Source organism: Cellvibrio sp. KY-YJ-3 (genome assembly GCF_008806955.1).
Taxonomy (GTDB): domain Bacteria; phylum Pseudomonadota; class Gammaproteobacteria; order Pseudomonadales; family Cellvibrionaceae; genus Cellvibrio.
Genome location: NZ_CP031727.1, coordinates 4209736 through 4234151, shown reverse-complemented (window position 1 = coordinate 4234151; position 24416 = coordinate 4209736). Strand labels below are relative to the sequence as shown.

21 protein-coding genes are annotated in these 24416 nt (G+C 49.3%); 7 read left to right on the top strand and 14 right to left on the bottom strand.

The genetic code is table 11. The features are described 5' to 3' along the window. The first annotated feature begins 108 nt into the window (after positions 1-108). Complete coding sequence (smrA, locus tag D0B88_RS17965) at positions 109-690, top strand: DNA endonuclease SmrA (RefSeq protein ID WP_151058870.1); 582 nt, start codon at positions 109-111, stop codon at positions 688-690. A gap of 30 nt (positions 691-720) precedes the next feature. Continuing rightward, positions 721-1596 (top strand): alpha/beta hydrolase, encoded by an 876-nt coding sequence (locus D0B88_RS17960; RefSeq protein WP_191966467.1) that lies wholly within the window; start codon positions 721-723, stop codon positions 1594-1596. Between the two features lie 78 nt (positions 1597-1674). Here D0B88_RS17960 and D0B88_RS17955 read toward each other — a convergent pair whose 3' ends face one another. From D0B88_RS17955 to mpl, 10 genes are all read right to left on the bottom strand, one after another. Then, the gene (locus D0B88_RS17955; RefSeq protein ID WP_007643420.1) at positions 1675-2088 is read right to left on the bottom strand and encodes a DUF6524 family protein; all 414 of its coding nucleotides are present in this window, start codon (positions 2086-2088) and stop codon (positions 1675-1677) included. Positions 2089-2154: 66 nt separating this feature from the next. Continuing rightward, on the bottom strand, positions 2155-2601 hold the full coding sequence (locus tag D0B88_RS17950; protein ID WP_225318448.1) for a GNAT family N-acetyltransferase: 447 nt from the start codon (positions 2599-2601) through the stop codon (positions 2155-2157). Between the two features lie 14 nt (positions 2602-2615). Further along, positions 2616-2906: a DUF2288 domain-containing protein gene (locus D0B88_RS17945; protein ID WP_007643418.1), complete on the bottom strand. Its 291-nt coding sequence runs from the start codon at positions 2904-2906 to the stop codon at positions 2616-2618. Positions 2907-2957: 51 nt separating this feature from the next. Further along, positions 2958-3860 (bottom strand): hydroxymethylglutaryl-CoA lyase, encoded by a 903-nt coding sequence (locus D0B88_RS17940; RefSeq protein WP_151058866.1) that lies wholly within the window; start codon positions 3858-3860, stop codon positions 2958-2960. Between the two features lie 61 nt (positions 3861-3921). Then, positions 3922-5811 (bottom strand): PAS domain-containing sensor histidine kinase, encoded by a 1890-nt coding sequence (locus D0B88_RS17935; protein WP_191966466.1) that lies wholly within the window; start codon positions 5809-5811, stop codon positions 3922-3924. Between the two features lie 238 nt (positions 5812-6049). Beyond that, positions 6050-6670, bottom strand: coding sequence for a flavin prenyltransferase UbiX (locus D0B88_RS17930; RefSeq protein WP_151058862.1), 621 nt, complete (start codon positions 6668-6670; stop codon positions 6050-6052). A gap of 100 nt (positions 6671-6770) precedes the next feature. Next, positions 6771-7409 carry an RpiB/LacA/LacB family sugar-phosphate isomerase gene (locus tag D0B88_RS17925; protein WP_151058860.1) on the bottom strand — a complete coding sequence of 213 codons (639 nt, stop codon included), beginning with the start codon at positions 7407-7409 and terminating at the stop codon, positions 6771-6773. A 199-nt stretch (positions 7410-7608) separates the two neighbouring features. Beyond that, entirely contained in the window at positions 7609-8115 is a 507-nt protein-coding gene (locus D0B88_RS17920) for a DUF2269 family protein (RefSeq protein ID WP_007643411.1), read from the bottom strand. Beyond that, positions 8115-8699: a hypothetical protein gene (locus D0B88_RS17915; protein ID WP_050977064.1), complete on the bottom strand. Its 585-nt coding sequence runs from the start codon at positions 8697-8699 to the stop codon at positions 8115-8117. The genes D0B88_RS17920 and D0B88_RS17915 overlap by 1 nt, the downstream gene beginning before the upstream one ends. Positions 8700-8855: 156 nt before the next feature. After that, the gene (gene mpl, locus D0B88_RS17910) at positions 8856-10295 is read right to left on the bottom strand and encodes a UDP-N-acetylmuramate:L-alanyl-gamma-D-glutamyl-meso-diaminopimelate ligase (RefSeq protein ID WP_007643407.1); all 1440 of its coding nucleotides are present in this window, start codon (positions 10293-10295) and stop codon (positions 8856-8858) included. A gap of 132 nt (positions 10296-10427) precedes the next feature. Here mpl and D0B88_RS17905 point away from each other — a divergent pair, with 132 nt between their 5' ends. From D0B88_RS17905 to D0B88_RS17895, 3 genes are all read left to right on the top strand, one after another. Further along, complete coding sequence (locus tag D0B88_RS17905) at positions 10428-11330, top strand: transporter substrate-binding domain-containing protein (protein ID WP_151058858.1); 903 nt, start codon at positions 10428-10430, stop codon at positions 11328-11330. Between the two features lie 169 nt (positions 11331-11499). After that, the gene (locus tag D0B88_RS17900) at positions 11500-12381 is read left to right on the top strand and encodes an amino acid ABC transporter substrate-binding protein (protein ID WP_151058855.1); all 882 of its coding nucleotides are present in this window, start codon (positions 11500-11502) and stop codon (positions 12379-12381) included. Positions 12382-12508: 127 nt separating this feature from the next. Further along, positions 12509-13420 (top strand): hypothetical protein, encoded by a 912-nt coding sequence (locus D0B88_RS17895; RefSeq protein WP_225318447.1) that lies wholly within the window; start codon positions 12509-12511, stop codon positions 13418-13420. On the opposite strand, the gene D0B88_RS17890 is transcribed toward D0B88_RS17895, so the two are convergent. Further along, positions 13372-15147, bottom strand: coding sequence for a lysophospholipid acyltransferase family protein (locus D0B88_RS17890; RefSeq protein WP_151058853.1), 1776 nt, complete (start codon positions 15145-15147; stop codon positions 13372-13374). The two genes, D0B88_RS17895 and D0B88_RS17890, sit on opposite strands and share 49 nt — an antisense overlap. A gap of 106 nt (positions 15148-15253) precedes the next feature. Then, entirely contained in the window at positions 15254-16396 is a 1143-nt protein-coding gene (locus tag D0B88_RS17885) for a hypothetical protein (RefSeq protein WP_151058851.1), read from the bottom strand. 286 nt (positions 16397-16682) lie between these two features. On the opposite strand from D0B88_RS17885, the gene serB reads away from it, so the two are divergent. Continuing rightward, on the top strand, positions 16683-17912 hold the full coding sequence (gene serB / locus D0B88_RS17880) for a phosphoserine phosphatase SerB (RefSeq protein ID WP_007643391.1): 1230 nt from the start codon (positions 16683-16685) through the stop codon (positions 17910-17912). A 102-nt stretch (positions 17913-18014) separates the two neighbouring features. Here the strand turns inward: serB and D0B88_RS17875 are convergent, their stop codons facing one another. After that, on the bottom strand, positions 18015-20120 hold the full coding sequence (locus D0B88_RS17875; protein WP_151058849.1) for an EAL domain-containing protein: 2106 nt from the start codon (positions 20118-20120) through the stop codon (positions 18015-18017). Positions 20121-20478: 358 nt separating this feature from the next. Further along, a complete protein-coding gene (locus D0B88_RS17870; RefSeq protein ID WP_225318446.1) occupies positions 20479-22320 on the bottom strand; it encodes a hypothetical protein in 1842 nt (613 codons plus the stop codon). Positions 22321-22501: 181 nt separating this feature from the next. On the opposite strand from D0B88_RS17870, the gene D0B88_RS17865 reads away from it, so the two are divergent. Continuing rightward, on the top strand, positions 22502-24178 hold the full coding sequence (locus tag D0B88_RS17865) for a methyl-accepting chemotaxis protein (RefSeq protein WP_225318445.1): 1677 nt from the start codon (positions 22502-22504) through the stop codon (positions 24176-24178). Positions 24179-24416: the final 238 nt, after the last annotated feature.

Genomic DNA, 24416 nt, shown 5'->3' with positions numbered 1-24416 from the left:
GTAAATAATCGCGCGTTCCGTGCTCTACGTAAAACAAAAGGCCGCCTCACAAGGGTGGCCTTTTGTTTTACAATTCCACATCCTTTACTGCTGTTTAGATTCCCGCTTATGTCTACTAACAATTCTGATAGCGATTTCTTCCTCTCCCAGATGAAAGATGTAAAACCCATCAAGGTAGAAGAGAAAGTGGTGCTGGCATCGCCGCATAAGGACAAAACCAGTATCGCAACCCGCCGCAAGGCCGCGACTGCTGAGCTCGCGAAAGACCAAAACTTTCTCTCCGGCGAATATATAGAGCCGCTTGATCCGCTTGCGGTCATTGAATTCAAACGCGATGGTGTGCAGCATGGTGTCTATCGCAGTTTGCGTATGGGTAAATACCAAATTGATGCACGGCTCGATTTGCACAATATGACCATTGATCAAGCGCGCACCGCTGTATTTCAATTTATTAAAGACTGCATGGCGCACGATATTCGCTGCGCACTCATTACCCATGGCAAAGGTGAAGGGCGCGAACAACCGGCGCAATTAAAAAGCTGCGTTGCCCACTGGCTGCCGCAATTGGATGAGGTGATGGCATTTCATTCAGCACAGAAACGCCACGGTTGGCTTGGCGCCACTTATGTACTGCTGCGCAAAAGTGAAAAGAAAAAACAGGAAACCTGGGAGCTGCACAATAAACGCTAGTGGTGTTGTTAATTATTAATGGAGGTATTTATGCGTTATATCTGTGGCGCTTTTCTAATTGTATTCTTCGCAACGGCCAACATGGCTTTTGCACAGCAAAGCACCAAGCAGTTTGTATTGAGTAATACCGAAATTATTCCCATCCAATCAGCAATCACTGGCAGAGATCATGAATTAGTCTTGGTCTATCCATCCAGTTACAAAACCAATCCTGAAAAGAAATATCCGGTTCTTTACTATCTCGATGCTTATTGGGATACGCCACTACTGGTATCAACCTACGGCAATTTAATTTATGACAATCAAGTGCCCGAATTTATTATGGTTGGCCTGTCTTATCCTTCAGTTGCAGATTACGGCAAAGAAAGACGCATTGATTACACTTTTACCTCGGTGGATGAGGGTTCAGGCAAAGCTAATTTGTTTTTACAATTCATCCAACAAGAAGTCGCTCCGCTCATAGAAAAACAATATCGCGGTGAAAAAGCCGACAGGGTGATTGCCGGTAATTCATTGGGTGGATTATTTGCTATTACCGCCGCGTATCAAGCGCCTGATTTTTTCAGTGGTTTTATCGCATTAAGCCCGGCAGTGGAGTGGGATAAACAAGCACTCGTGAAGTTGGATAACAGCTACGCAAAAACACACAAAGCACTCAATGGCCGTATGTTTATTTCTTATGGCACCACAGAGTATCCCGCTTTTCGCGACCCTATAATTAAATTCCAGCAGCAGTTAGTTGCACGCAACTACCAAGGGCTTAAGTTGCAAAATTATGTAATGGAAGGGCTTGATCACACCACCGTAAAAGGTGACGGCTATGTGCGCGGGTTAATGTGGGTGTGGAAAAATAAAAAGCCCGCAGGGCCAAGTGGGTTAGAGCGGGATATGACTGCAGCGCAGTAATTTTTCAATTAAAAGGTTTGACGCAAAAAATAATCGGAAAGAGGATTAGCCAAAACCTTGGCTAATCCTCCTAAAGTGCTACTTATCTTCTATCTCATCCACATCCACTTGCCCACTCATGCGGCGAGTGAAGTGCGACCAGCACATTCCTACGGCGAGCAATGCAGCTAGCAATATCTCAATGACCCAAGCCATTGCCGAGATGTCGGTAACGCTTAAAAATCCCCAGTAAACAAACAGCCATACAAGGCATGCAAAAAGCGCTGCGAGGGCAATTATGCCAATTAACCCGAGCGAGTTAAGCGTGGCTTTAATGTAGATTCCCCAGCCTATGAGCAAAATAACTCCCGCAATTACTACATAGGGCGTAATGTCACTGAAGCTGCTATGAACCCAGTGAAAATAAGAGTAGCCACTTGGGTTATAACTGAGTAGTACCAATAAGAGCGCGAACAAAAAGCGCAATGCAACGCCGCTGGCAGTAAGATTCATAATGTGTATCCTGATGATTGAGTAAAGAAATTATTAGCCAAACTATCTATAGTAAAAAGTAGCGACCTATCGTGAGAAGTAGCGGCGATATTTTATAAAACCGATTTTGGCGTTCGGGTCGTAACCCATCGCCGTGTAAAAATCCTGTGCGTCGCGGTTTTCACTGCTGGTCTGCAACATAATTTTGGAGCAATCCTGCGCCAAGCAAAACGCTTCAATATAATCCATCATACTTTTGCCGCTGCCTTCGCGTTTATAGTTGGCACTGACCACTACATTTTCAACCACTGCAAAAGGTTGGTTGTCGAACATCACATCCTGGCATAGACAGAGGAGTGCGGTGGCGATAATTTCGCCGCTATCATCGCACACTAGCAAGAATGTATTGCTGCTATTTGCTACTGCGTCAATTCGCTCTGGCAATACTGAGACGGGTGAGAGTGTATTGAGTTCGCGGTATAAATTAGTTACGGCTTCTGCATCTTCTTTTGTGGCGCGGCGAATGTGGCGCATGCTTAGTTTACCTTTTAAATTATCGGCTGCACCAACACCCAAGGTTTTATCACCACGGCCCATACCAATGCATTTTGTTCGTACCATGATTGGGCTTGGGTATCTTTGACTGCATCAACCAAGCCCGCATCCATCCAGATTTTAATTTGCGCGGCATTGTCAGCGACAATTTGGGCGGCGACGTGAGTTAGATCCAATGTTGGATCTACAGCGATGGCATTGCCGCTGGCGAAAAAACGCTGCAGTTCGTGCCAGTGAATTTGCGCGGTTTCCAAATTGATTTGTTGTTCGATTTCGTTTGTCATTTTTTCCTCGATATTTTAATCCCTCCCCGACGCTCGCTTTTTCAGATGGGGTTAGAGGGATTTGCTTTTTGCCTTCGCAACCTTTGAATTGCTTGGTTTATTTAATGCTGCGCTGATGGTATTGCCGGCATAAATTAATTTATCCAGATCAACACCGTGTTGAATACCCAAGCCATTTAATAAATAGACTACATCTTCAGTGGCGACATTGCCGGTTGCACCGGCGGCGTAGGGGCAGCCGCCTAAACCAGCGACGGATGAATCGATCACACTCACGCCCATTTCCAATGCGGCATAAATGTTAGCGAGTGCCTGTCCGTAAGTGTCGTGCATGTGCGCAGCGATTTTTTCGATGGGAATGTCGCGCGCGAGTGTTTCAATTAAATGTTTGATTTGTCCGGCAGTGCCGACGCCGATGGTGTCGCCCAGCGAAATTTCGTAGCAGCCCATGGCTAATAATTCTTTGGCGATACTGGCAACGGTTTGTGCATTTACTGCGCCGGAATAGGGGCAGCCGGCAACACAGGAGATATAACCGCGCACCGGGATCTGTTGCGCTTTGGCGGCGCTAATTAAGGTTTCAAAACGTTGGATACTTTCGCTAATGGAGCAATTAATATTCTTTTGACTAAAGGCTTCCGATGCCGCCGCAAAAATGGCCACTTCATTGGCGTTAACGGCAATCGCACGTTCATAACCTTGCAGGTTGGGGGTGAGTGCAGCGTAAGTTACGCCGGGTTTGCGTGCGACGCCAGAAAATACATCGCCACTGTCAGCCATTTGCGGCACCCATTTCGAGTTCACAAAACTACCGGCTTCAATATAGGTTAAACCAGCAGCGACTAAATTTTCGATTAATTGAATTTTGGTGGCGGTGGTGATGGTTTGCTTTTCGTTTTGCAAACCATCGCGCGGGCCTACTTCAACAATGCGTACCTGGTTGGGGAGAGTCATAGCAACGTGGTCATAATGATTGGAGCATCAGTTTAACAGATGCCTTTCACGCCTTGAACACTTAGGCGCTGGTGCTGAGCAGAGCAGTCTCTGCCTGGATAAGCGCATTATTTAATTCAAGCAGTTGAATAGGTTTGGTAGCAAAAGCATTCATGCCACAGGCAAAGGCGCGTTCCGCATCCGCCTGTTGTACGCCCGCCGTGAGTGCGATGATCCAGGGTTGGCCCGCAACATTTTGTTGCGCCCTGATTTTTTCGGTAGCGGTGTAACCATCCATAATCCGCATTTGAATATCCATCAATATTATATCGATAGCCATTTCCCGGCAGATATCCACGGCCTCTGAGCCATCGGCTACGGCGGTAATATTGTTATAGCCCAATTTTGATAGCATTTTGATAATAAGCATTTTGTTAACACTATTATCTTCTACCACCAGCACGCGTGTATTGCGCGGTTTTATTTCCAGAGGCAGGTTGGTGTTTTCATCTGTTGTCGACAGCAAGGAATTTGATGTTGGTGAAATTTTTGTAGAGGGTTCGTAAGCTTTTTCGTGATAGATAAAACGGGCGGTAAAGAAAAAGCTGGTGCCTAACCCGGGCGTGCTATCCAACCAAATGGTTCCGCCCATTTGTTGGATAATTTTTTTGGAAATCGCTAAACCTAGACCTGTACCGCCATATTTTCGTGTAATCGAGTTATCGGCTTGGGTAAATACTTGAAACAGGTTGCCTTGTAATGCCGCTGGTATTCCTATGCCGGTATCCTGGACTTTAAACAGTAAGGTACAGCGGTGTTTGTTGTGCTGTTTTTCTTGCAGCTTAATGGTGAGTGTGACTGCACCTGTGTCGGTAAATTTTATAGCATTGCCAATTAAATTAATCAGTACTTGGCGAATGCGCGCCGAGTCTCCCTCTACATGCAGCGGTACATCATCAGCCAAAACATACTGTAATCCCAGATTTTTGTTTTGTGCACTTTTTTTGAAAAGTTCGAGTGTATCTTCAATTAATTCCCGCAGAGGAAAAGGGCGCATTTCCAGTTGGATTTGCCCTGCTTCTATTTTGGAGTAATCGAGAATGTCATTAATAATTACCAACAAACCTTCGCCGCAGGATTGAATAGTGCGCACCAGTTGACGCTGCTCTTCAGTGAGTTGAGTGTCGGCCAGAAGTGATGCGCAGCCAATCACGCCGTTCATGGGGGTGCGAATTTCATGGCTCATCACTGCTAAAAATGCACTTTTGGCTTTTGCTGCTTCCTCGGCTTGCTCTTTTGCGTGCGCTAGTGCCTGTTCGGTTTCCACCAGTTGGGTGATGTCTCGTGTTAGCCCCACCAACCCTACTAGTTGATTGTGGTTGTCATACACCGGCGTTTTGATTGAGTCGGAATATTGTATGCTGCCGTCGGCATTTTCGACTTTTTCGCGGGTGCGTAGTGCTATGCCGCTTTGCAACATTGTTTGCTCTTCGCGAAATATTTTTTGCGCTAACTCCGGTGTAAAACGCGGGGAGTCCAAATCGCTTTTGCCGACCCAATCGGCCATATTTTCAATGTGGTGTTGTTCGCGCCAGGCGCGGTTGCCACCGAGGTAACGCGACTGCGCATCTTTATAATAAAAACGATCGGGCAGTTGGTCGAGCAGGTGCATAAAATAATTGGCCGAGGTCAGCACCTGTTGTTGGCGCGCATACTGCTCGGTAATTTCAAAAATACGGCCTTCGTAAGTATGTTTGGGTGAGCCTTTTTGTGCTGATGCCTGCAGCAAAAACCAATGTTTTTTTTCGGGGCGGCTAATGGTGAAGCTCAGGTCTATAAATGTGCGCTCGCCATACATCAACTGATTTAAGTGGGTGTAAATATCGGGGCGGCATTCCAGGTCAACATTTCTAAAGGGGAACTCACTGTCGGCAATGAGCGATTCTGCGGTAATACCAAAAATGTCTGCCAAATTGTTGTTGCAAAAACAGATGGTGCATTTACCGCTATTTTCCGCAGTAAAGGTAAATAGTATGCAAGGCAGTGATTCCGCAAAGGGCATTGGTACTCTCGATTTTTACAGAGTGTTGGCTTAAGTCTAGGTTAAATCGAGGGTGTTGCCAGTGGTGGGCAAATAAGGGTGGGGGAAGCGGGTTTGTGTAGCTGCCAGCCCGGGAATGAGCTGGGTTAAGGGCAGATCTGCAGACGGGTTAATCCTCGCCCCAGCGCGGCATTAGATCCTGAGCGACGCCGAGCTGATCCAAAATGCGAGCCACAATAAAATCCACCAGCTCTTCTACCGACTGCGGTTGCATGTAAAAGCCGGGGCTGGCGGGCAATACAATCACGCCCATTTGGGTCAGCTTGAGCATATTCTCCAAATGGATTTCAGAGTAGGGTGTCTCGCGCGGCACCACAATTAATTTGCGACGCTCTTTCAGGGCAACATCGGCCGCGCGTTCAATCAAATTATTGCTGGCACCGTGGGCGATGGCAGAGAGGGTGCCGCCACTGGCGGGGCAAATGACCATCGAGGCCGGCGAGCTGGAACCCGATGCCACGGCTGCAAACCAATCGTCTTTGGCGAGTAGTTGTAGCTGGTCTTCATCGGCGCCGTAAAGTGAACAGAGCATCGCCTGCTGGTCTTCCAAATCCCGTGGTAAATCCAAATCGGTTTCAGTGCGGATCACCACTTCGGCGGCACTGGAGATCATCAAATACACTTTGCAATCAGCGGCTAATAAACACTGCAATAAACGCAGGCCATACTGCGCGCCGGAAGCGCCGGTAATCGCGAGGGTAATAGTGCGTGGCGTTAGTACTTGAGTCATTCGGTCTGCCTCAGAGTGGGTGAATCGGTGCGGAGCAAATCCCTTTTACAAAGGGGAAATTAGCTCCCTCCCTTTGAAAAAGGGAGGGTTGGGGAGGAATTTATTTTCCCAATACGTCCTTCACAAAGGCGCGGATGCTATCGTCCTGGCAGTTTTCAAAGAAACACGCCTGAAAGCGCTCGCCGGTCACTGCTGTTTTTACCAGTTCCGGGTCGATAGCACGCAGGCCGTCCAGATAACCTTTGGCGGTAGCGGTTTTTACGCTGGTGAGGATACCGGCATTGCGCACTTGCGACTCGCGGCGCTCAGCGGGGTAACCTTGGCCGCGCACGCCGGTAAAGGCCTTCTCAAAAATAGTGCGAATGTTCAATTCAGCACCCCAACCAAAACCCTTGGCAAAAGGCAGCGCCAGCGCATTGCCGTTGTTCACTTGCGCAAACAGGTAGGCATCGGTTGGCTCTATGCAGTAACCGCAGAATACACCTGGGTGCGCGTTCAGCGACATCATCGCGCCTTGGCCAGTACCGCAGCCGCTCACCACAAAATCCACCGCTTTGGAGTTCAACAGCAAGCTCGCCATGATGCCGAGGTGGATATAGGTCAGGTAATGATCATTGTCATCGCTCATGCCCACGTTATAAACGCTGTGTTGTTGCTCGGCAGCGACTGATTCCAGCTGCTGCAACACAATCGCGTTCTTCGCGGCCTGACTAAATTCGTTCATTAATGCAATTTTCATGGTTGAAGCTCTCTCAAAAGTGGAAAAAAGGTTTTTTGACAGGCTCTTTGGCACTGTTTGCTGGTAATGACCGATGTTTTGCTGAGGTGTTAATGATATAGAGGGAAGGGTGGTAATTGAAGGGACAGGGTGCTTTTTGTGGCTTAGTGCGATGGTGTCGCTTCGCAGTGCGGGTGGAGTTCAATTATACCCACAATTTTCACCACAGGTTTATCGCATGCGGTTTAGCAATCACCAGCCACATTATTGCCAATACACTGACCGGAATAATCACGATAGCAATGCGAGTTATATAGGCATGATAAATATGGAGTGTACGGGCGTGTTTGGTATCGTAACCCGATTCATTCAAGTGTGAAAAAATCTGCGGTAGTTTGATGTTGCCATACCATATGTCTGCTATTTCAAGCGGAAGAATGAGCGTAAAAATAATTAATAACTTCCATTGCAACCATGGAATTTGCAAAGTGTAAACAAGCGAAGCCATTGCAATGCCAGTACCCAACAATACAAAAAATGCAATGTGTTCAATAATTAATAAACGGATAAAAATTGTATAAGCCAAGTGTGTTGCCGGTGAGTGCTCACCAAGTTGTTTACGGTTGGCTAATAACATCAACCAACCACCCAAGCTCGGGCCAAGCCAGAATATTAGTGAACCAATATGTATCAGCTTGAGTGCAAAAAACCATTCAATTGTGGTCATTAGTGTTCAAGCCGATAATTGTCTGATTTGCGAAATACAATCAGCGTAATGGCGAACATCCACACTGTGCTCCACACCATACCTGCTGCTGTAAAAAACTTTGCAGTTTCCATCGAGTAGGTTGCACAAGCGATGCTCAAACCAAAACCAAAACACCATCCAGGTAAACCAATAAGCACCAGCTTGCGCGGAAGCTTTTTGTTGCTGAGCAAAAGTGCATTTAGCAAAAATCCACCAATGTTATAAAGCCCATTGCCAAGTGTTCCGGTCAATTGCATTGCTAGCGTTTCCAGCATTTGCATAGTCGCTAGCGAGGGATCGATTTGATGGCTGTAGGGAATAATAAAAGCAAAAATAATCTCTGCACTTAAATCGGGTGCTATACCCAGTGCTACCAGCAAAATACCCAATAATCGCCACTCAGACGAAGGTATGTACGGCAATAACAGGCAGCAAAAAGTTAATAATCCTAGTGCCGCCAGCATCCAATTAAGCCAGCCCAACTGCCAAATGCCTAGGTTGTTTTGAATAAACTCGTGGCGTTCGGCGATGCTATTGCCGGAGGCAGCTAGCCCGTCAGTCATTACAAAAGCCATTTGGAAGCAGGCTAGGGTTAGGATGGTGACGATTATTGTGCCCAGATAAACAGTTTTCTTTTTGTGAGTCATTTTTCAGAGTGTCGCATATGAATTATTGGCGGATATCACTTTCGCTTCACCCACTCTATTGTTGTCATCTAATCACAACGCGTGCTTAGTTAAATGATCAATTAATTTTTGATGCACTCCCCCAAACCCGCCATTACTCATAATTACAATATGAGTGTCTGGTTCGCTCAGCGAAATGGCGCAGTGAATTAATTCATCCAAATCGCGCAAGAGTTTTGCGGGCACGGGGCTTTTGTTGACTACTTCGTCCATTGCCCAATCGACATTGGCGGGTTGATACCAAAGAACATCGTCGGCGTCGGTAACGCTTTGGTTGAGGGCGTTTTTGTGTACACCCATACGCATGGTGTTGGAGCGGGGTTCGATGATGGCAATAATTTTTTGGTCGCCGACTTTTGCGCGTAAACCGGCGAGTGTGGTTTTAATCGCGGTCGGGTGGTGGGCGAAGTCGTCGTAGACTTTTATGCTGTGAACGTCCGCAAGAATTTCCATGCGGCGTTTTACACCGGCAAATTGTTCCAATGCTTTTGCGCCGTGTTCCGGTGTTACACCTACATGGCGCGCGGCGATGATTGCAGCTAAACCGTTATTCACATTGTGAATACCGGTTTGTTCCCAATTCACTTGCGCCACTTCTTCGCCGTTGTGCAGCACGGCAAATGAGGAGCCGTCCGCTGCTAACAGTTTGGCTTGCCATTCAGGAGTAGGGGCTTGCCATTCCGCTTTGTTTTCTACCGGTGAACTTTCATCGTTCGAGTTTTCATTGATGACTGCAAATTGTTGCTGCGGTGTCCAACAGCCTTGTTGGATTACTTCGGCGAGGGCTTTGTCATTGCTGGGGGAAATAATTAAACCATTGCTGGGAACCGTGCGTATCAAATGGTGGAATTGTTTTTGGATCGCGGCGAGATCGGGGAAGATATCGGCGTGGTCAAATTCGAGGTTATTTAAAATCACCGTGCGTGCATTGTAGTGAACAAACTTGGAGCGCTTGTCAAAAAAAGCGCTGTCGTATTCATCGGCTTCCACTACAAAAAACGGTGTATTGCCCAAACGTGCTGAGGTAGGAAAATTCTTGGTGACGCCACCAATTAAATAACCTGGCTCCATACCGGCGTACTCCAAAATCCACGCGAGCATCGACGAGGTGGTGGTTTTGCCGTGGGTGCCTGCAACCGCCATCACCCATTTGCCTTGCAATACATGATCGCGCAGCCACTGCGGGCCGGAGGTGTAGGCTATGCCTTGGTTGAGTACATACTCCACGCTGGCATTACCGCGGCTCATGGCATTGCCGATAATCACCAGATCCGGCGCCTGCGCCATATGCGGTGGCTGCAAATACATCGGGTCAAAACCCTGAATCAGTTCTATGCCCGCTTGTTCCAGTTGGGTGCTCATTGGCGGGTAAACATTGGCGTCGCTGCCGGTAACACGGTGGCCAAGCGCTTTGGCCAGTTGGGCGAGGCTGCCCATAAAGGTACCGCAAATGCCGAGAATATGAATATGCATAACAAGCTCTGTTTGTTGGAGAAAGGGACAGGATATTGGTGGGGATTAACCTATACTTTTCCTGTGATTGCAACTCTCGCATGGGCGAGCAGTTGCGCCGATCAATGTTCATACAACAGTGATAATAAGAGTATGAAATTACGCGCGTTTTTTATTGTTGCCAGCTGCTTGTGGCTTTGGTGTGGGCTCGCGGTTGCCAGCACGGCGGAATTGCGTATTCCCAAGCCCAGGTCGGATTTGGATACCTCCTATGGCTATTACACCGAACTGCTACACAAAGCCTTGACCAAAGCCGCGAAAGGGCGGCCTGTACCGGCATTGTTGCCGACGATGGATATGGAACAGGATCGTGCGGTACAAGAATTAATGCGCGGCCGCACAATCGATATTTATTGGATGGGGACGGATAAAAATCGCAATGCGGCGCTGCGAGCTATCCCGATTCCACTGGAGCGCGGGTTGATGGGCTATCGCCAATTTGTGGTACACCGCAAGCGTGTGGCTGAATTTGAACAGGTGCACAGCCTTGCCGAGCTGCAAAAATTTACCGCTTGTCAGGGTACTCATTGGCCGGACACCGGCATTCTGCGCGCTGCCGATTTGAAAGTAAAAACCAGTACTGGTTACGAAAATTTATTTAAACAAATTGCTGCCGGGCGCTGTGATTATTTTCCGCGCGGGTTTCATGAAATTCGCATTGAAATGAACAAGCGGGCGGGTGAATTTCCCGAGTTGGTTGCCTACGAACCACTGATTTTACATTACCCTTTTGCAGTCTACTTTTTTGTGCGTCAGGATAATCACGCATTGGCGGCCTGGGTGCAGGAAGGTTTGGAGCAAATGATTGACGATGGTGAATTGCTTGCGCATATACAACAGCACCCGCATACCCGCCGCGCTTTTCCATTGGCGCGCCTCGCCGAGCGGCGCATCATCCATATTCCCAACGACAGTTTGCCCGATAGTGCCGATCAGTTCGACGCGCGTTATTGGTTTCAACCCGCCGATTTTATTCCCTCTGCCAAGGCGCAATAACCTAAACAATAACCGCGCCTGCTTGTGTAGCGCGCGTTTGGTTGAGCCTGATTTTATAAAAAACAGTGATGTTTGTACTGTGTGATTTAAGATTGCCTAGCGCACTGAGGGCGCTGGCCTATACTGGTTAAACGTTAATCATGGCATGTTTGTTTATAGGGAGTGGCTAATGACGGTTCAGCGCTTTGGTCTGGCACTTTTGCTGCTGCTTGCGCTACCCGCATTAGCCTTGCCGTCGGTGTTAAATATCCCTAAACCACAACCCGACTCGCAGGTAGCACAGGACTATTACACCCAGTTATTACGTCTCGCGCTTGTTAACGGCGCTGCCGGGCGTGACATTCCGGAATTGCGCGAGACCAGCGTTATGGAGCAGGGACGTGCGATTTATGAATTAAATCGCGGAGCCAGTATTGATGTCTACTGGATGGGCACCAGCACTGAGCGCGAACAAAAACTGCGTGCAATTCGTATCCCGGTGGATCGCGGTTTAATTGGTTATCGCCGTTTTATCATTCGCGCTGATCGCCATCGGGAATTTGACGCCGTGAAAAGTGGTGCGGATTTAAAACGCCTGCTCGCTTGTCAGGGGCTGGATTGGCCGGATGTGGATATTATGCGCGCCGCTGCCTTGCGCGTGACTGAGGTGGCGGTGTTGGAAGGGCTGTATCAACAAGTGGTAGCCAAACGCTGCGATTATTTTCCTCGTGGTTATTACGAAGCCTTACCCGAATTAACCCAGCGCAAAAACTCCTACCCTGAATTAATTGAGCACAAAACCCTGGTATTGCATTATCCCTTTGCCGTGTACTTTTTTGTGGGGCGCGACAACGAAGAATTAGCGCGCTGGATTGAGCAGGGCTTGGAGAAAATGATCGAGAAAGGTGAATTTCTCGCTTATATGAAAAACCATCCGCTCACCAGCCATGTTTTTCCGCTCAATAAAACCCTCGCGCCCCGACATACCATTCACATCCCCAATTCTTTTTTACCTGTCGATACAAACTACTCCAATTCGCGTTACTGGTTTCAGCCCAGTGATTTTGAGTAGCCATTGACACAGTGCTTTCGCGTGGATCATTTGGATATTGCCGGGCTAGCCTATACTTAAAAATAGTATTGGGATTTTATGACAACCATCGATTTAATTAATCCAGGTTAGTGGTGTGGGGAAGGGCATGAGGGCGAGCGCCGGGTTGGGCATTTTACTGCTAGCGGTTGCCGTCAATCTGGCGGCGGCTGAGTTGTCCGTGATAAAAATACCTCGCCAGCAGCCAAATATGGATATAGCACGGGATTATTACGTGCAGCTTTTACACATGACCTTGATTAATGGCGCTGCCGGGCGCGCCGTGCCCGAATTGCGGGAAACTACCTTGATGGAGCAGGAGCGAGCCATCTCTGAACTAAATCGTGGCGGTTTGGTGGATGTCTACTGGATGGGGACTAGCCTTGAGCGTGAACGTCAACTTCGGGCCATTCGTATCCCGCTGGATCGTGGGTTGTTGGGTTATCGCCGGTTTATCATTCATCGTGATAATCAGGAAAAGTTTGATGCTATTGTTGAATATGAACAGCTAAAAAAATATCTCGGCTGTCAGGGCATAAATTGGCCTGATGTTCACATTATGCGCGCCGCGTCCTTGCGTGTGACAGAGGTTGCGTTATTTGAAGGGCTGTTTCAACAAGTGGTCGCCAAACGCTGCGACTTTTTTTCGCGTGGTTATTTTGAGGCACAGGCAGAGCTAAGTCAGCGTAGTGATATTTATCCAGACTTACAGCTACAGAAAACCTTAGTGCTGCATTACCCCTTTGCCGTTTATTTTTTTGTCAAACACGATAACGAGTACTTGGCCAAGTGGATTGAGGATGGTTTGGAAAAAATAATTGATAGTGGCGAGATGATTGAGTTCATGACAAATCATCCACTTACAGCGCATGTTTTTCCGTTGAATAAAAAGGATTCACCACGCTATATAATTAACATTCCCAACCCACAACTTTCCCCTGATACCGATCACACCAATCCGCGTTACTGGTTTCAACCTTCAGACTTTTCGGCAGCGGTTGAATTGGTAGTGCCTAAATAGCGGGCGCGTTTGGCGGCTTTCATAAATTGCAGGTCACCAATAAATAAACCATCTACACAATTGCCAAATTCTGAGTCAACACTGAACGCTAGCAGGTGGTAGCCGCCTTCGTCGTAAAGTGCGGCATATTGTTTAAACAATACTGGAATTTTACAGTCCGCTTGATTAAACGCTTCCTGCAATACCGCAAAACCTTGCTCAGCATTAAGGCTGGCAAAACGCTGTTGCAAATCGATTAAGGCATCTTCATCGATATGGTGTGGGTGTTTACCTTCTGCCAGTGTTTCACTTTTCTCATCGGCATATTTTTGATAGTAGCGCTCGTAATAAAACACCAATAAATCGCGCAATGGTTTGGGGTAGTGCGCGCTCATGCTCACCGGGCCAAATACATAGCGAACTTCGGGGGTATGATTTAAATAAGCGCCTAAACCCTGCCATAAATAATCCAAACTGGCTTTGCCCCAGTAATCCGGGTGCACAAAACTGCGGCCTAATTCCAGCCCTTGTTCCAGGTAGGGCGTAAGCGCTGGATGAAAGTCAAATAGCTCGTTGGTGTAGAGTGCTTCAGCGCCTTTTTTCAGCATTAATTTATGGGCTTCACCCAAGCGGTAAGCGCCCGCGATGCACAGTTTTTCTTCATCCCACAATACCAGGTGGCGATAGTAGTGATCGTATTTGTCCAAATCGCGGCGGCTACCAGTGCCTTCACCTACCAAGCGGAAGGTTTGTTCGCGCAAGCGGCCCACTTCGCGCAACACCACGGGATGCTGTTTGTAGTCGCATAAAAAAATCTGGTGATTGTCGCGGGTGCTGCCAATTAATTGGGCGTTTTTGAATTCCTTTTTTAACGCGGCGCGGTCTTCCGGGTGGGCGATGGTTTTTTCGGTAATAAATGGCGTTGGCTGATTATTTTTGTTTTTGCCTTTGCCAATTTTATAGAGATGTTTTTTAAGACGTTTGATCAGTGCCTTGTCGGCCAGCTGATCGGATTCCAGTGATTGGTAGGGAATCACCTCACCAATACGGAATTTAATTTCCGCCGATTGTTTGTTAAACATTTCGTGCGCGAGCAGCGCGGTGGCGAGCGGTTTGAAAATCATTGAGGCGCTGTAAAACAGCAGTGAGTTTTTCGCTGAAACAAAAATCGGCAAAATGGGCGCCTGGGTTTTGCGCGCAAAATGCAGAAAGCCCGCCTGCCATTTTCCATCGCGAATCCCTTTTGGGCTCGCGCGGGAGACTTCGCCCGCGGGGAAGATAATAACTGCTTGCTCGTCGTTCAGTGCCTGCAGGATATTTTTATAACTCTGCTTGTACGCCGCGCGCGTCATATTATCGAGCGGCAGTAATAAATCGTGTAGTGGCTCAAAGGTCATGAGCATATCGTTGGCAATAATTTTTACATCCTTGCGCACTTCGCTTACCAAACGTACCAGCGCTAAACCATCGAGCGAACCAATAGGGTGGTTGGCAATAATCACCACGCGCCCCTGCGCAGGAATATTATTACGCTCGCGCTGGGAGACGCTGTAACTGAAGTTAAAATAGTCAAAAATGCGGTCGATAAAATCGATACCGCGATTGCCCTGATGCTCGCGCAAAAACGCGTTGATCTCACGCTCATGGGTGAGCTTGCGCAATATATTGAGGGTGGAGTTGCGCACTATGGGCGCTTGTTGGGTAAAACCGGGGAATTTATTGGTAATGGATTGTTCGATATTCAGCATGATAGTCATAACCTGAGCAGGACTGTTGCTCTGAGGTTATGACTGTGCTGTGACACTTAGGTGATGAAATCATGACAAATCTGTGACTGTTATGATTGAGCAGGGTTTATTGTGCGGCTGCTTGGGTCAGCTGCTCTTCCTGTTTGGCAAGCAATGACGCATAGGGTGCTTTTAAGCCAACCAATTTGCCGCTGTCGCTGATGATGTCCAAATGCTCTTGCAGGTCGGCATCAATCAAGCGCTGGCTTATTAGAATTTCGCCCTTATCGGGTTTTAAATAGTTGTTGTGTTGCACCACAAAATCTTTCAGCAGTGATTTATGGGAACTCACTGGCGCTGATAATTCATGTACAGCGGCAGCCAAATGCAAACGCGGGCTGGGGTTTTTGCCCGCGAGGTTGCTCAGCAATTGCGCAGCGCAGACGGCGCGAAAACTGCACTCGTAAAAGGCTTCACCGGTGAAATCGATAATGAGTGTTTCGCCCGAGAGCATCTGGCGCTGGCCATCGTACAAATTCAACACGCCTTGCAATTGCTTTTCAAAACGGCGCAGCACGCTCGCGAAACTTTCGCTGTTGAGCTGTTGGTAGAGTTTGCTCATGTTGGTGATGTCCAAACTCAAGCGCACGGACACTTGTTTGGGGGCTTCCGGCTCTGGCTCGGGAATGTCTTCGATGGTGGGCATTTTTTCCACCACCGCCGTGACTATCTCGCTGGTGCTGGGCAGCTTGTCTTTTAACTGTGCCCACCACTGGCGTTGAATCGACCACCAAATGATTAACAGGGAAATACAAACACCGGCCATCCATAACAGATAAAAACGGTAATCACGTTCGGTGTGACGGGGCACATCCAGCGAGACTTCCAAATAGCCGGCGACATTATTGTGCAGTGCAATGGGCGCCGAGAAATCGTAGCGCCGCCCGTTAATTACCTGATTGGGTTTAAAGCCGCTTTGCACCAGCAGTTTATTTTCCACATTGTGAATGGTCGCGCCGATAACATTCGGATATTGGCCCACTTCCAGCAAAATTGCCTGCAGGCTGACCAGATCCTGCTGCAATGTAGCGTTGACCGCTTGGCGCGCCGCACTGTTCGCCAGCACCTGACCATAAAGGCCAATTTGCTCGCGCTGATTGTGTTCGCCGTTGCTGTGGTAAGACCAGGCACCCAATAGCCCCAGCGCTATAAGCAACAGGCTGCAGAGGGTGAGTTGTGGATAGGTTTTGTAGGTATTTATGAAAGCCATTTTATGGTTAAGTCCGTGTGTTCAAGGTTTAACCCCGGGTCCTGCCAGGGTCAGTCAAATAAGAGTGGCGAATTGACGAATAGTTGCAAGTATCTTGTCGCTCTCTGTCGTGCAGAATCGCATTCTAGCCTAAGTTGCCCCACCTTGGCGAAATCTGCCCAATGTCTTGATGAACGCAGCAGGCTGCACAGAAGCTGCTGTGAGCTGCGAGTAATTCCGCTAGAATGCGCGCTTTATCCCGGCGCCCCGGCCAGATGCTGTCTGGCTCCTATTGTAGTGAGGCATTGTGAACGAAATTCTCTTAATTAATGCATCGGGTCAAGACAAACCCGGTGTCACCCACGCGTTAACCCAAGTGCTTACCCACGTCGGCGCGCGCGTATTGGACATAGGCCAAGCGGTTATTCACGATACCCTGGCGCTTGGCATTTTGGTGGAGCTGCGCATTTCCGCTGATGCTCGCACCCAATTATTGGCGGCGATTCAACAGGCTGCCACGGCCAAGGATATTCAAGTCCGCTTCCAAACCATCAGCCCCGAAAGTTACGAGCATTGGGCGGAGCAGCAGGGTAAAACCCGCCACATAGTCACTCTATTGGCGCGTCAGATTGATGCCACCATGATTGCCGAGTTGACGGCGGTGACCTCTAAACATGGGTTGAATATCGACATGATCAGCCGTCTCTCTGGCCGTGTTTCATTGGCGGAGTTAAAGGCTGAGGATTTGGCACAAGGCAGCGCTTGTGTTGAATTTTCTGTGCGCGGAACTCCGGCGGATATGGCCGCCTTGCGCGCGGACTTTATGGATCTCTCGGCGCAATTGAATGTGGATGTCGCGTTCCAGCGCGATACCGTTTATCGTCGCAATCGCCGCTTGGTCTGTTTTGATATGGACTCGACGCTGATTGATGCAGAGGTGATTGATGAGTTGGCCAAGGCCGCTGGTGTGGGTGAGCAAGTGGCCGAGATCACTGAAGCGGCAATGCGCGGTGAGCTGGATTTCAAGCAGAGTTTTGCCCGTCGCATGGCCTTGCTCAAAGGTTTGGACGAATCGGTGCTGGCGGGTATTGCCGCCGAGTTGCGCTTGAACGAAGGCGCGGAAAAACTGATCTCGTCATTGAAAAAACTGGGTTACAAAACTGCTATTTTGTCGGGTGGATTTAATTATTTTGGCCGCTATCTGCAAAACAAATTGGGTATCGATTATGTCTACGCCAACGAGCTGGATATAGTCGACGGTAAAGTCACCGGTGAAGTAAAAGGCATAGTGGTGGATGGTCAGCGCAAAGCCGAATTACTCGCCATGCTGGCCAAGCAAGAAGGCATAGCCCTGGAGCAAGTCATTGCCGTTGGCGATGGTGCGAACGATTTGCCGATGCTGAGTGTTGCTGGCTTGGGTGTCGCTTTCCGCGCAAAACCGCTGGTGAAAGCCTCGGCGGAGCACAATATTTCCAATTTGGGACTGGATGCTATTTTGTATTTGCTCGGTTTTCGCGAGCGCGACAGACTGCTTTAAGAATCCCTCCAAACCTCCCTTTGTTAAAGGGAGTAGCTAAATTCCCCCCTCCCTTTGAAAAAAGGGGCTAGGGGATTAGCAAGGGAGATGAACAGAAAGAGTTTACGACTCCATATTAAAATCGTAATTCATGCCCGAACTCGGCTCCTGCAAATAATGCCCTTGAATATAGTGCGCGCCCGCTTGCCACAAGGTGGAGAGCACACTGGCATTTTCCACAAAGGGCACCAGCGTAATTTTGCTTTCTTCGTTTAACTTTTCAATTAGCTGAATCAGGGTTTCGGGGCTTTCATTGTTGTTTTGAATGTCACTGGTAAACGAGCCGTCCACTTTAATCATGCCTGCTGCTACATGGGTAAGTGCATTAAACGGATTCAGTGAGCAGCCAAAATTGCTGATGGAGAATTGTGTATTTAATTTCTTAATCCCATCAGCAAAATTCTTGGCGGCATTCAAGTGATTGGTGACATCAATTTCCTGCGCCTGGAATACCACCGCATCGGGCGATAGCTTGGCAGCTTTGAAGGCAACGGCGAGCCAGGGTAGCAGTGATTCATCGCACAGCGACTGGCGGCTGATATTGACGATAAGTTTGGTTTTATTGCCCTTGGCGCGATGCTGCGACAGCATTTTGATAGATTCCAAAATCACCCAGCGATCTATCTTGGTACAGGCACTGATGTTGGATGCCGCCTCAAAAAAGATATTTGGCGAAATTTCCGCACCACTTTCATCAATCATACGCAGATAAACTTCGTAATATTCCTCGTCGGAACCGCGCAGGCTGATGATGGGTTGGAACAATAGGCGGAAACGGTCATTGGCCAAAGCTTGTTGCAGCGTGGCGTTGATGTCGATCTTGATCTCACCCTTGGGTGAGTCGGGCTCAAACAACATGGCGCCATTGCCCTTGTTAGCCCTGACTTTCTCCATCGCCTGTCGCGCTTGTTCAATCACCGTGTTGGTGCTGGTGGTGGTTTCATTAATTAAGGAGATACCAATGCTGCAGGTCACCTGCAGGGTTTTATGGTCGATCTCGATAATATGACCTTCGATGTCTTTACACAGCTGTTGGGCGCGATTCACCGCCGCATCCGCTTTGAGGTTGTGGGTGATGATGGCAAACGTGGAATCGCCCAGACGGGCGATAGTGTCACTGGTGTGGGCCTTACCGCGCAGCAGGGTGGCAATGTCCACCAGCGCCAAGTCTGCCCCGGCTACACCAAAACTGTTTTTGATGCGTTCGCTGAATTCATCCAGTTCGATATAAAACAGGCAGGAATGCTGTTTTTCATCCACGTTATCAATGATGTGTTCAAGGTGGTTGAGTAGGTATTGGCGGTTGTAAGTGCCGGTAACCACATCCTGCCATTTGATTTGTTTGAGCTGCGCTTCCAGTTCTTCGTTGTTGCTGTGGGCGATGTGTGCGGATGCCGCGCGTGCCAAAAACTGAATGCATGGCTCTTCGTCATAGGTGACTAGCGACACTTCCAAATCAATATGGGTTTCGCTGCCATCTTCTTTTAAGCCAGTGAAACCAACGCTGCTGGATTCCGCATCATCGCCTTTGAAGACAAAATCTTTGAGGAAGGTTTTAAGCCGCGCCTGATCGGCTTTGGCCACCATATCCATAATCGGCATGGCTTCGATTTCGTCTTTGTCTTCATAGCCAAAAAGTTCGGCAAAGGATTCATTGGCGTAGAGGTAGAGGCCATCCTGAATAAAGGCAATGGCATCGCGCGAGCTATCTAACAATTGCTGGCTGCGGCGCTCGGCTTCGCGAAAACGGCGGTCAGTATTGCGGCGTGCCTGGCGCTGTTCGCGGTTTTGCAACTCGCGATCAATGACCAGCAACAGATGTTGGTCGTCATCCAGGTCGATAACATCCGCAGCGCCCAAACGCAGGCCTTCTACGACTGCAAATGGGCTTTCATCCTCGTCTGCTTCATATTGCAGAATTACCGGTACGTCTTTGTTAAGGCGGCGGATTTGTTTGATGGCAATCGCGGGAGTAGGAGCGGTGCTGTTCATATTGCCGATAAGCAGATCCCAGCTCTGCTCTTGCAGCAATTTTACCAATGCCTCTTCGCTTTCCACGTGTTGTGCGCGGCAGGGGTGACCGGATGCATGCAGCATACTTATCAGGCGCTCTGCCTCTGAACGCTGGTTGTTCAGAATCAGCAATCGAATCGTATCGTTACTAGTCATATGTCCATTCTATTGTCTGTCGAACTGACGGGGCGGCCTGAATCTGACTATAGCGCGTTTTAGTTAATACGCGCCGGATCCAGCCGTTTTCCGCTGTGCGGCAGTGCATTTTTTGAGTGATGTGACCAATTTGTGCCGATAAGTCGAAAAACTCTACCTTGTGTCGCGAATTGCTTGCGTCGACCGGCGCTACTTGGGTGGCTATATTACTGAAATCAGGAACTTGCTCAACTTCATCATCGGTTTATGGGATCTGGTCGAGCCTTTTGGTTATATGGGGTGGATGATGCACTGTGCCCCGGGTTGCAACAACTACAGCGCATTACAGCTGGTTTCACCCGCCAACCCTGTTAGGCCTTTATTCCCATACGGAATTAAAATCGTCTTTGGCGCTGGTGGGTTCGCCGCTGGTGCTCATCAATTCGCGGAAGGCAAATTGGCTAAAGGCGCCCGTGGCAAATAACCGCTGGGTCAGCTGGATCGATTTATCTCCCGCTGTTTGATTCCCCGGTGCCGGTTGGCTATAGAGCCGCGCCTTGTTGTATTCGTGGAAGGAAACCGCATTGGTAATCACGCTGGCTGGTTGATTAACCGCGCGCAACTCAGGGATCTGCAGTGCGCGCAAGTATTCAGAGAGGGCACCGGTTTTGTGGACTATCGCGATAGCCACCGGCACGGCTTGGGGCGCCAGTATTTGAATGCCCAGCTGGGTAGCGCCCTTGATTTGATGCGCCCAGCGCACCACCCCAATCGCCCATTTGTTGCGCCCATACTCACGTAGCCCGAGCAATTCACCTGCACGCACCTGCACCGGAATTTCACTGCGCCATTCCAGGCCGTAACCACCCAGGCTGCGATCCACCAGCGGTACCTTGTAAATCGGGTGCAGCCCCTGATAGTCCACTTGTTCCCGCTCCAGCAGTTTTTTCTCAATATTAAAGGTGGATAAGGCTTTCCCCTCCAGCGGAGTGCCGCGCACATCAAATGCATCGCCCCAGGGGTCATCGTTATTCTGGGGGGTATTTTTTTTAAGCTGAACGCCGCGTTTTTGGAAGATGTCGCCTTTCTCCGGAGCCACCGCGACTCCGCTGCTGCGATTTAAGAACACATTGAATGCTTGTTCGTCCGCGAGGTGAAAATGGATGTTACTCAGCCCCACAGTGACTTCGATCTCGGCATTTACATCCTGCCGCTCAAAGCTGCGCAGTGCCAAATGGCTCCAGGCCTGCTCCAAATGTTTAACCAGCGCCGCGCTGAGTGCGACCGGCTTGTGATCGCAATTGCTCTCGCCAGTATTTTTGGCGAGTTCATCCAGTTTGGTAACTAGTTGATGGGTGCGCAGTTCCAGTGCCGTCGTTGTTTCTGCAGCGGTGGCAGGGCGCCAGTGGGATTTATAAAAAGGTGAGCGGTTACTGTTGGTCAGTACCACAAACAGGTTTTCTTTACCCTTGGGGTCGTAATCGTCCAGTTCCGCGCTGGCGGCCAAGGTTTCCAGCAGGTTGTAGGTATTTTCAATCTCGTCCTGACGCAGTTGGTTAGGGCGTGCCGAGGCAAGCAACAACACACGTAAATACTGGTTATGGATGGTTTTTACATCGTGTTGGTGCGGCAGGCGGTCATCGACCGGAACTTGCGCAACACCCAGCGCGCAGGCGATTTGGTAGAGCGCATGAACTTCACTCCACACCTGGCTGGCGATGGGTAAATAAAGTTGGTAGGAGCGCAATACCAACAAGCCAAGCGCCGTTAGCGCGCGAGCAATCACCAGTGCTTGCAGGTCATGGGCTTCTTTTTTGAGGCCGGGTTTTTGGCACAGTTGGCGCACCAATATCAGGTAGCCGTTGAGAAAATGCTTCTGGATCGCTTGGGCAATAGTGGCCGTTTTCAGCGCCGCCTCTGGCAGAATCAGCGGTTGGTTCAGGTACTTGCGTGCGAGGCCATTGAGGGTGTGGTGTACCGGAATCCGCAGGAGCTCCAGAATCGCCAGGCGCTGCTCGCTGTTCATCTCCGCGCGGCTGATTTCATGCACGGCTTGATAGAGCTGGGCGCTGACTTGCTGTACTTGTGTGAGCGGCAAGGTTTGCAGCCATTCTTTTACCTGAGCCTCTTTGGCGCCGCGACAAAAACTCAACTGCGCCAGATCCTGTGTTGGCACGGCCAGTTTTTTAAGCAGTAAGTGAATCTCTGTTTCCTGGGTCATCGCAGTGCCATTACGGGTCATCGGTTATAACTATGTAATTGAATATAGACGATTTTAGATCTTTTAGTCTGAATTGCTGGCTGTTCAAGCCAAACTGGTTACAATTGGTCGAAATAACCATATGGCGGATGGCTACATCTGCCCTGACAATAACAAGAATCGGAGGTGGGGAATGGGTTCCATGTCAATGAAACTCAAATTGATTTTGCTTGGGCTACTGCCCGGTATCGCTATTCTTATCGTGCTCTTGGTGTTAGTTAGTTCGCGCATGCAAGGCGTAGTTGATAGAGATATGGACATATTGCGCGACACCCTGCTCAGCGCGCATAAAAACGAACTGCGCAATTCGCTGGATATCGCCAGCTCCCTCGTTAAGCCCTTATACGATGCCGCTCCCGCGGGCGACTCCGCGCAAAAAGATCAGGCCATCGCCCTGCTGAAGCAGCTTAAATACGGTAAGGATGGCTATTACTTTGGCTACGACGGCAATTCAGTGCGGGTATTTTCCGGTAGCGACAGCGCACGTATTGGCGACAGCTTTCGCGACTACAAAGACGTTAATGGTGTGTTCCTGATCAACGAGTTGGTCAAACAAGGGCAGGCAGGCGGTGGCTTTGTGACCTATCACTTCCCGCGTTTGGGGCAGGGCGATACCGCCTACCCAAAATTAAGCTATGCCATTTGGCTCGATAAATGGAACCTGATGCTGGGCACCGGTTTTTACATCGACAATATTGATGAAGCTGTCGCTTCGGCGCGCGCCGTGGCCGATGAGCATATTACCGCGACCCTGATGTGGGTGTTTGCGGCAGCGTTGGTATTGCTCGGGGCGATAGCGCTGCTTGCGGTGTATATCGCCAATAAAACTCTGGCACCACTCAATGGTTTGGTGCGCAGCCTTGAAGATATTGCGCGCGGCGGTGGCGATTTAACCCGCCGTTTAACCCGTACCAGCGACGACGAAATCGGCGCGGTAATCAGTGCCTTTAACAGCTTTGTCGATTCCATCCACGGCATGATCCAACGCATCCAGCAGCTCACCTTGCAGGTTGCCAGCATCGGCCAGCAGGTATCGCAAGACACCCGCGCTACCCACCAAACCCTGGATAACCAGCGCGAACAAACCCTGCAAGTCGCCAGCGCTATTAATGAGATGGCAGCGTCGGCGGTAGAAGTGGCGCGCAGTACCCAGGACGCAGCAACGGCAGCCAATGTAGCGGAATCCACCACCAAAGATGCGCAAACAACGGCGGCCAAATCTATCGATAACATTCAGGCGCTGTCGTCGGAAGTCAAACTCAATACCGATGGTTTGCAGCAGCTGCAGAAAGAAGTAAACGGCATTGGCGCTGTGTCGGATGTGATTCGCGGCATCGCCGAGCAGACCAACTTGCTCGCACTCAATGCCTCTATCGAAGCGGCGCGTGCTGGCGAACAGGGGCGCGGTTTTGCGGTGGTGGCCGACGAAGTACGCGCTTTGGCAGCCCGCACCCAAGCCTCTACCGAAGAAATCCAACAGATGATCCAACGCCTGCAAGCCAGTACCACGGCAGCGAGCGATTCAATCAAACGCAGTTTGGTGAAGGGTGATGTCTCGGTGCAAATGGTGTGTGCAACATCGGATGCGCTCGGCGCTATTGATCAACAGGTTAGCACTATTAGTCAGCGCGGTTTGCAAATCGCCACCGCCGCCGAGGAGCAGACCCAGGTGATTGAGTCTATCAACCGCAACATGCACGCCATTGCTGATGCCACAGAATCCGCCAGTCGCTACGCTGCCCGCTCCCAGCAGTCAGGCAATGAATTGGCGAGTGTTGGTACGGAGCTGCAGCAGTTGGTAGGGCAGTTTAAGACCTAATTTTGATCACTTTTGGTGCGTAAAGTGAGTGACGCTCTTTCCTGTTTATGAGACATCTATCTGCTCGGTGCACCATTCAATAACAAACCGGTGCCCGAACCCCAAAAATATGCATTTAGATGATGCAAAAAATAGTCGATACCCCAGTTCCCTCTTGCTTGCCGCAGTGAGTGGGTGGGGTTGATGTATTTAAAAATGCTATAAAAATCAGTCTGTTGAGCGTTTTTTTGGGATTCGT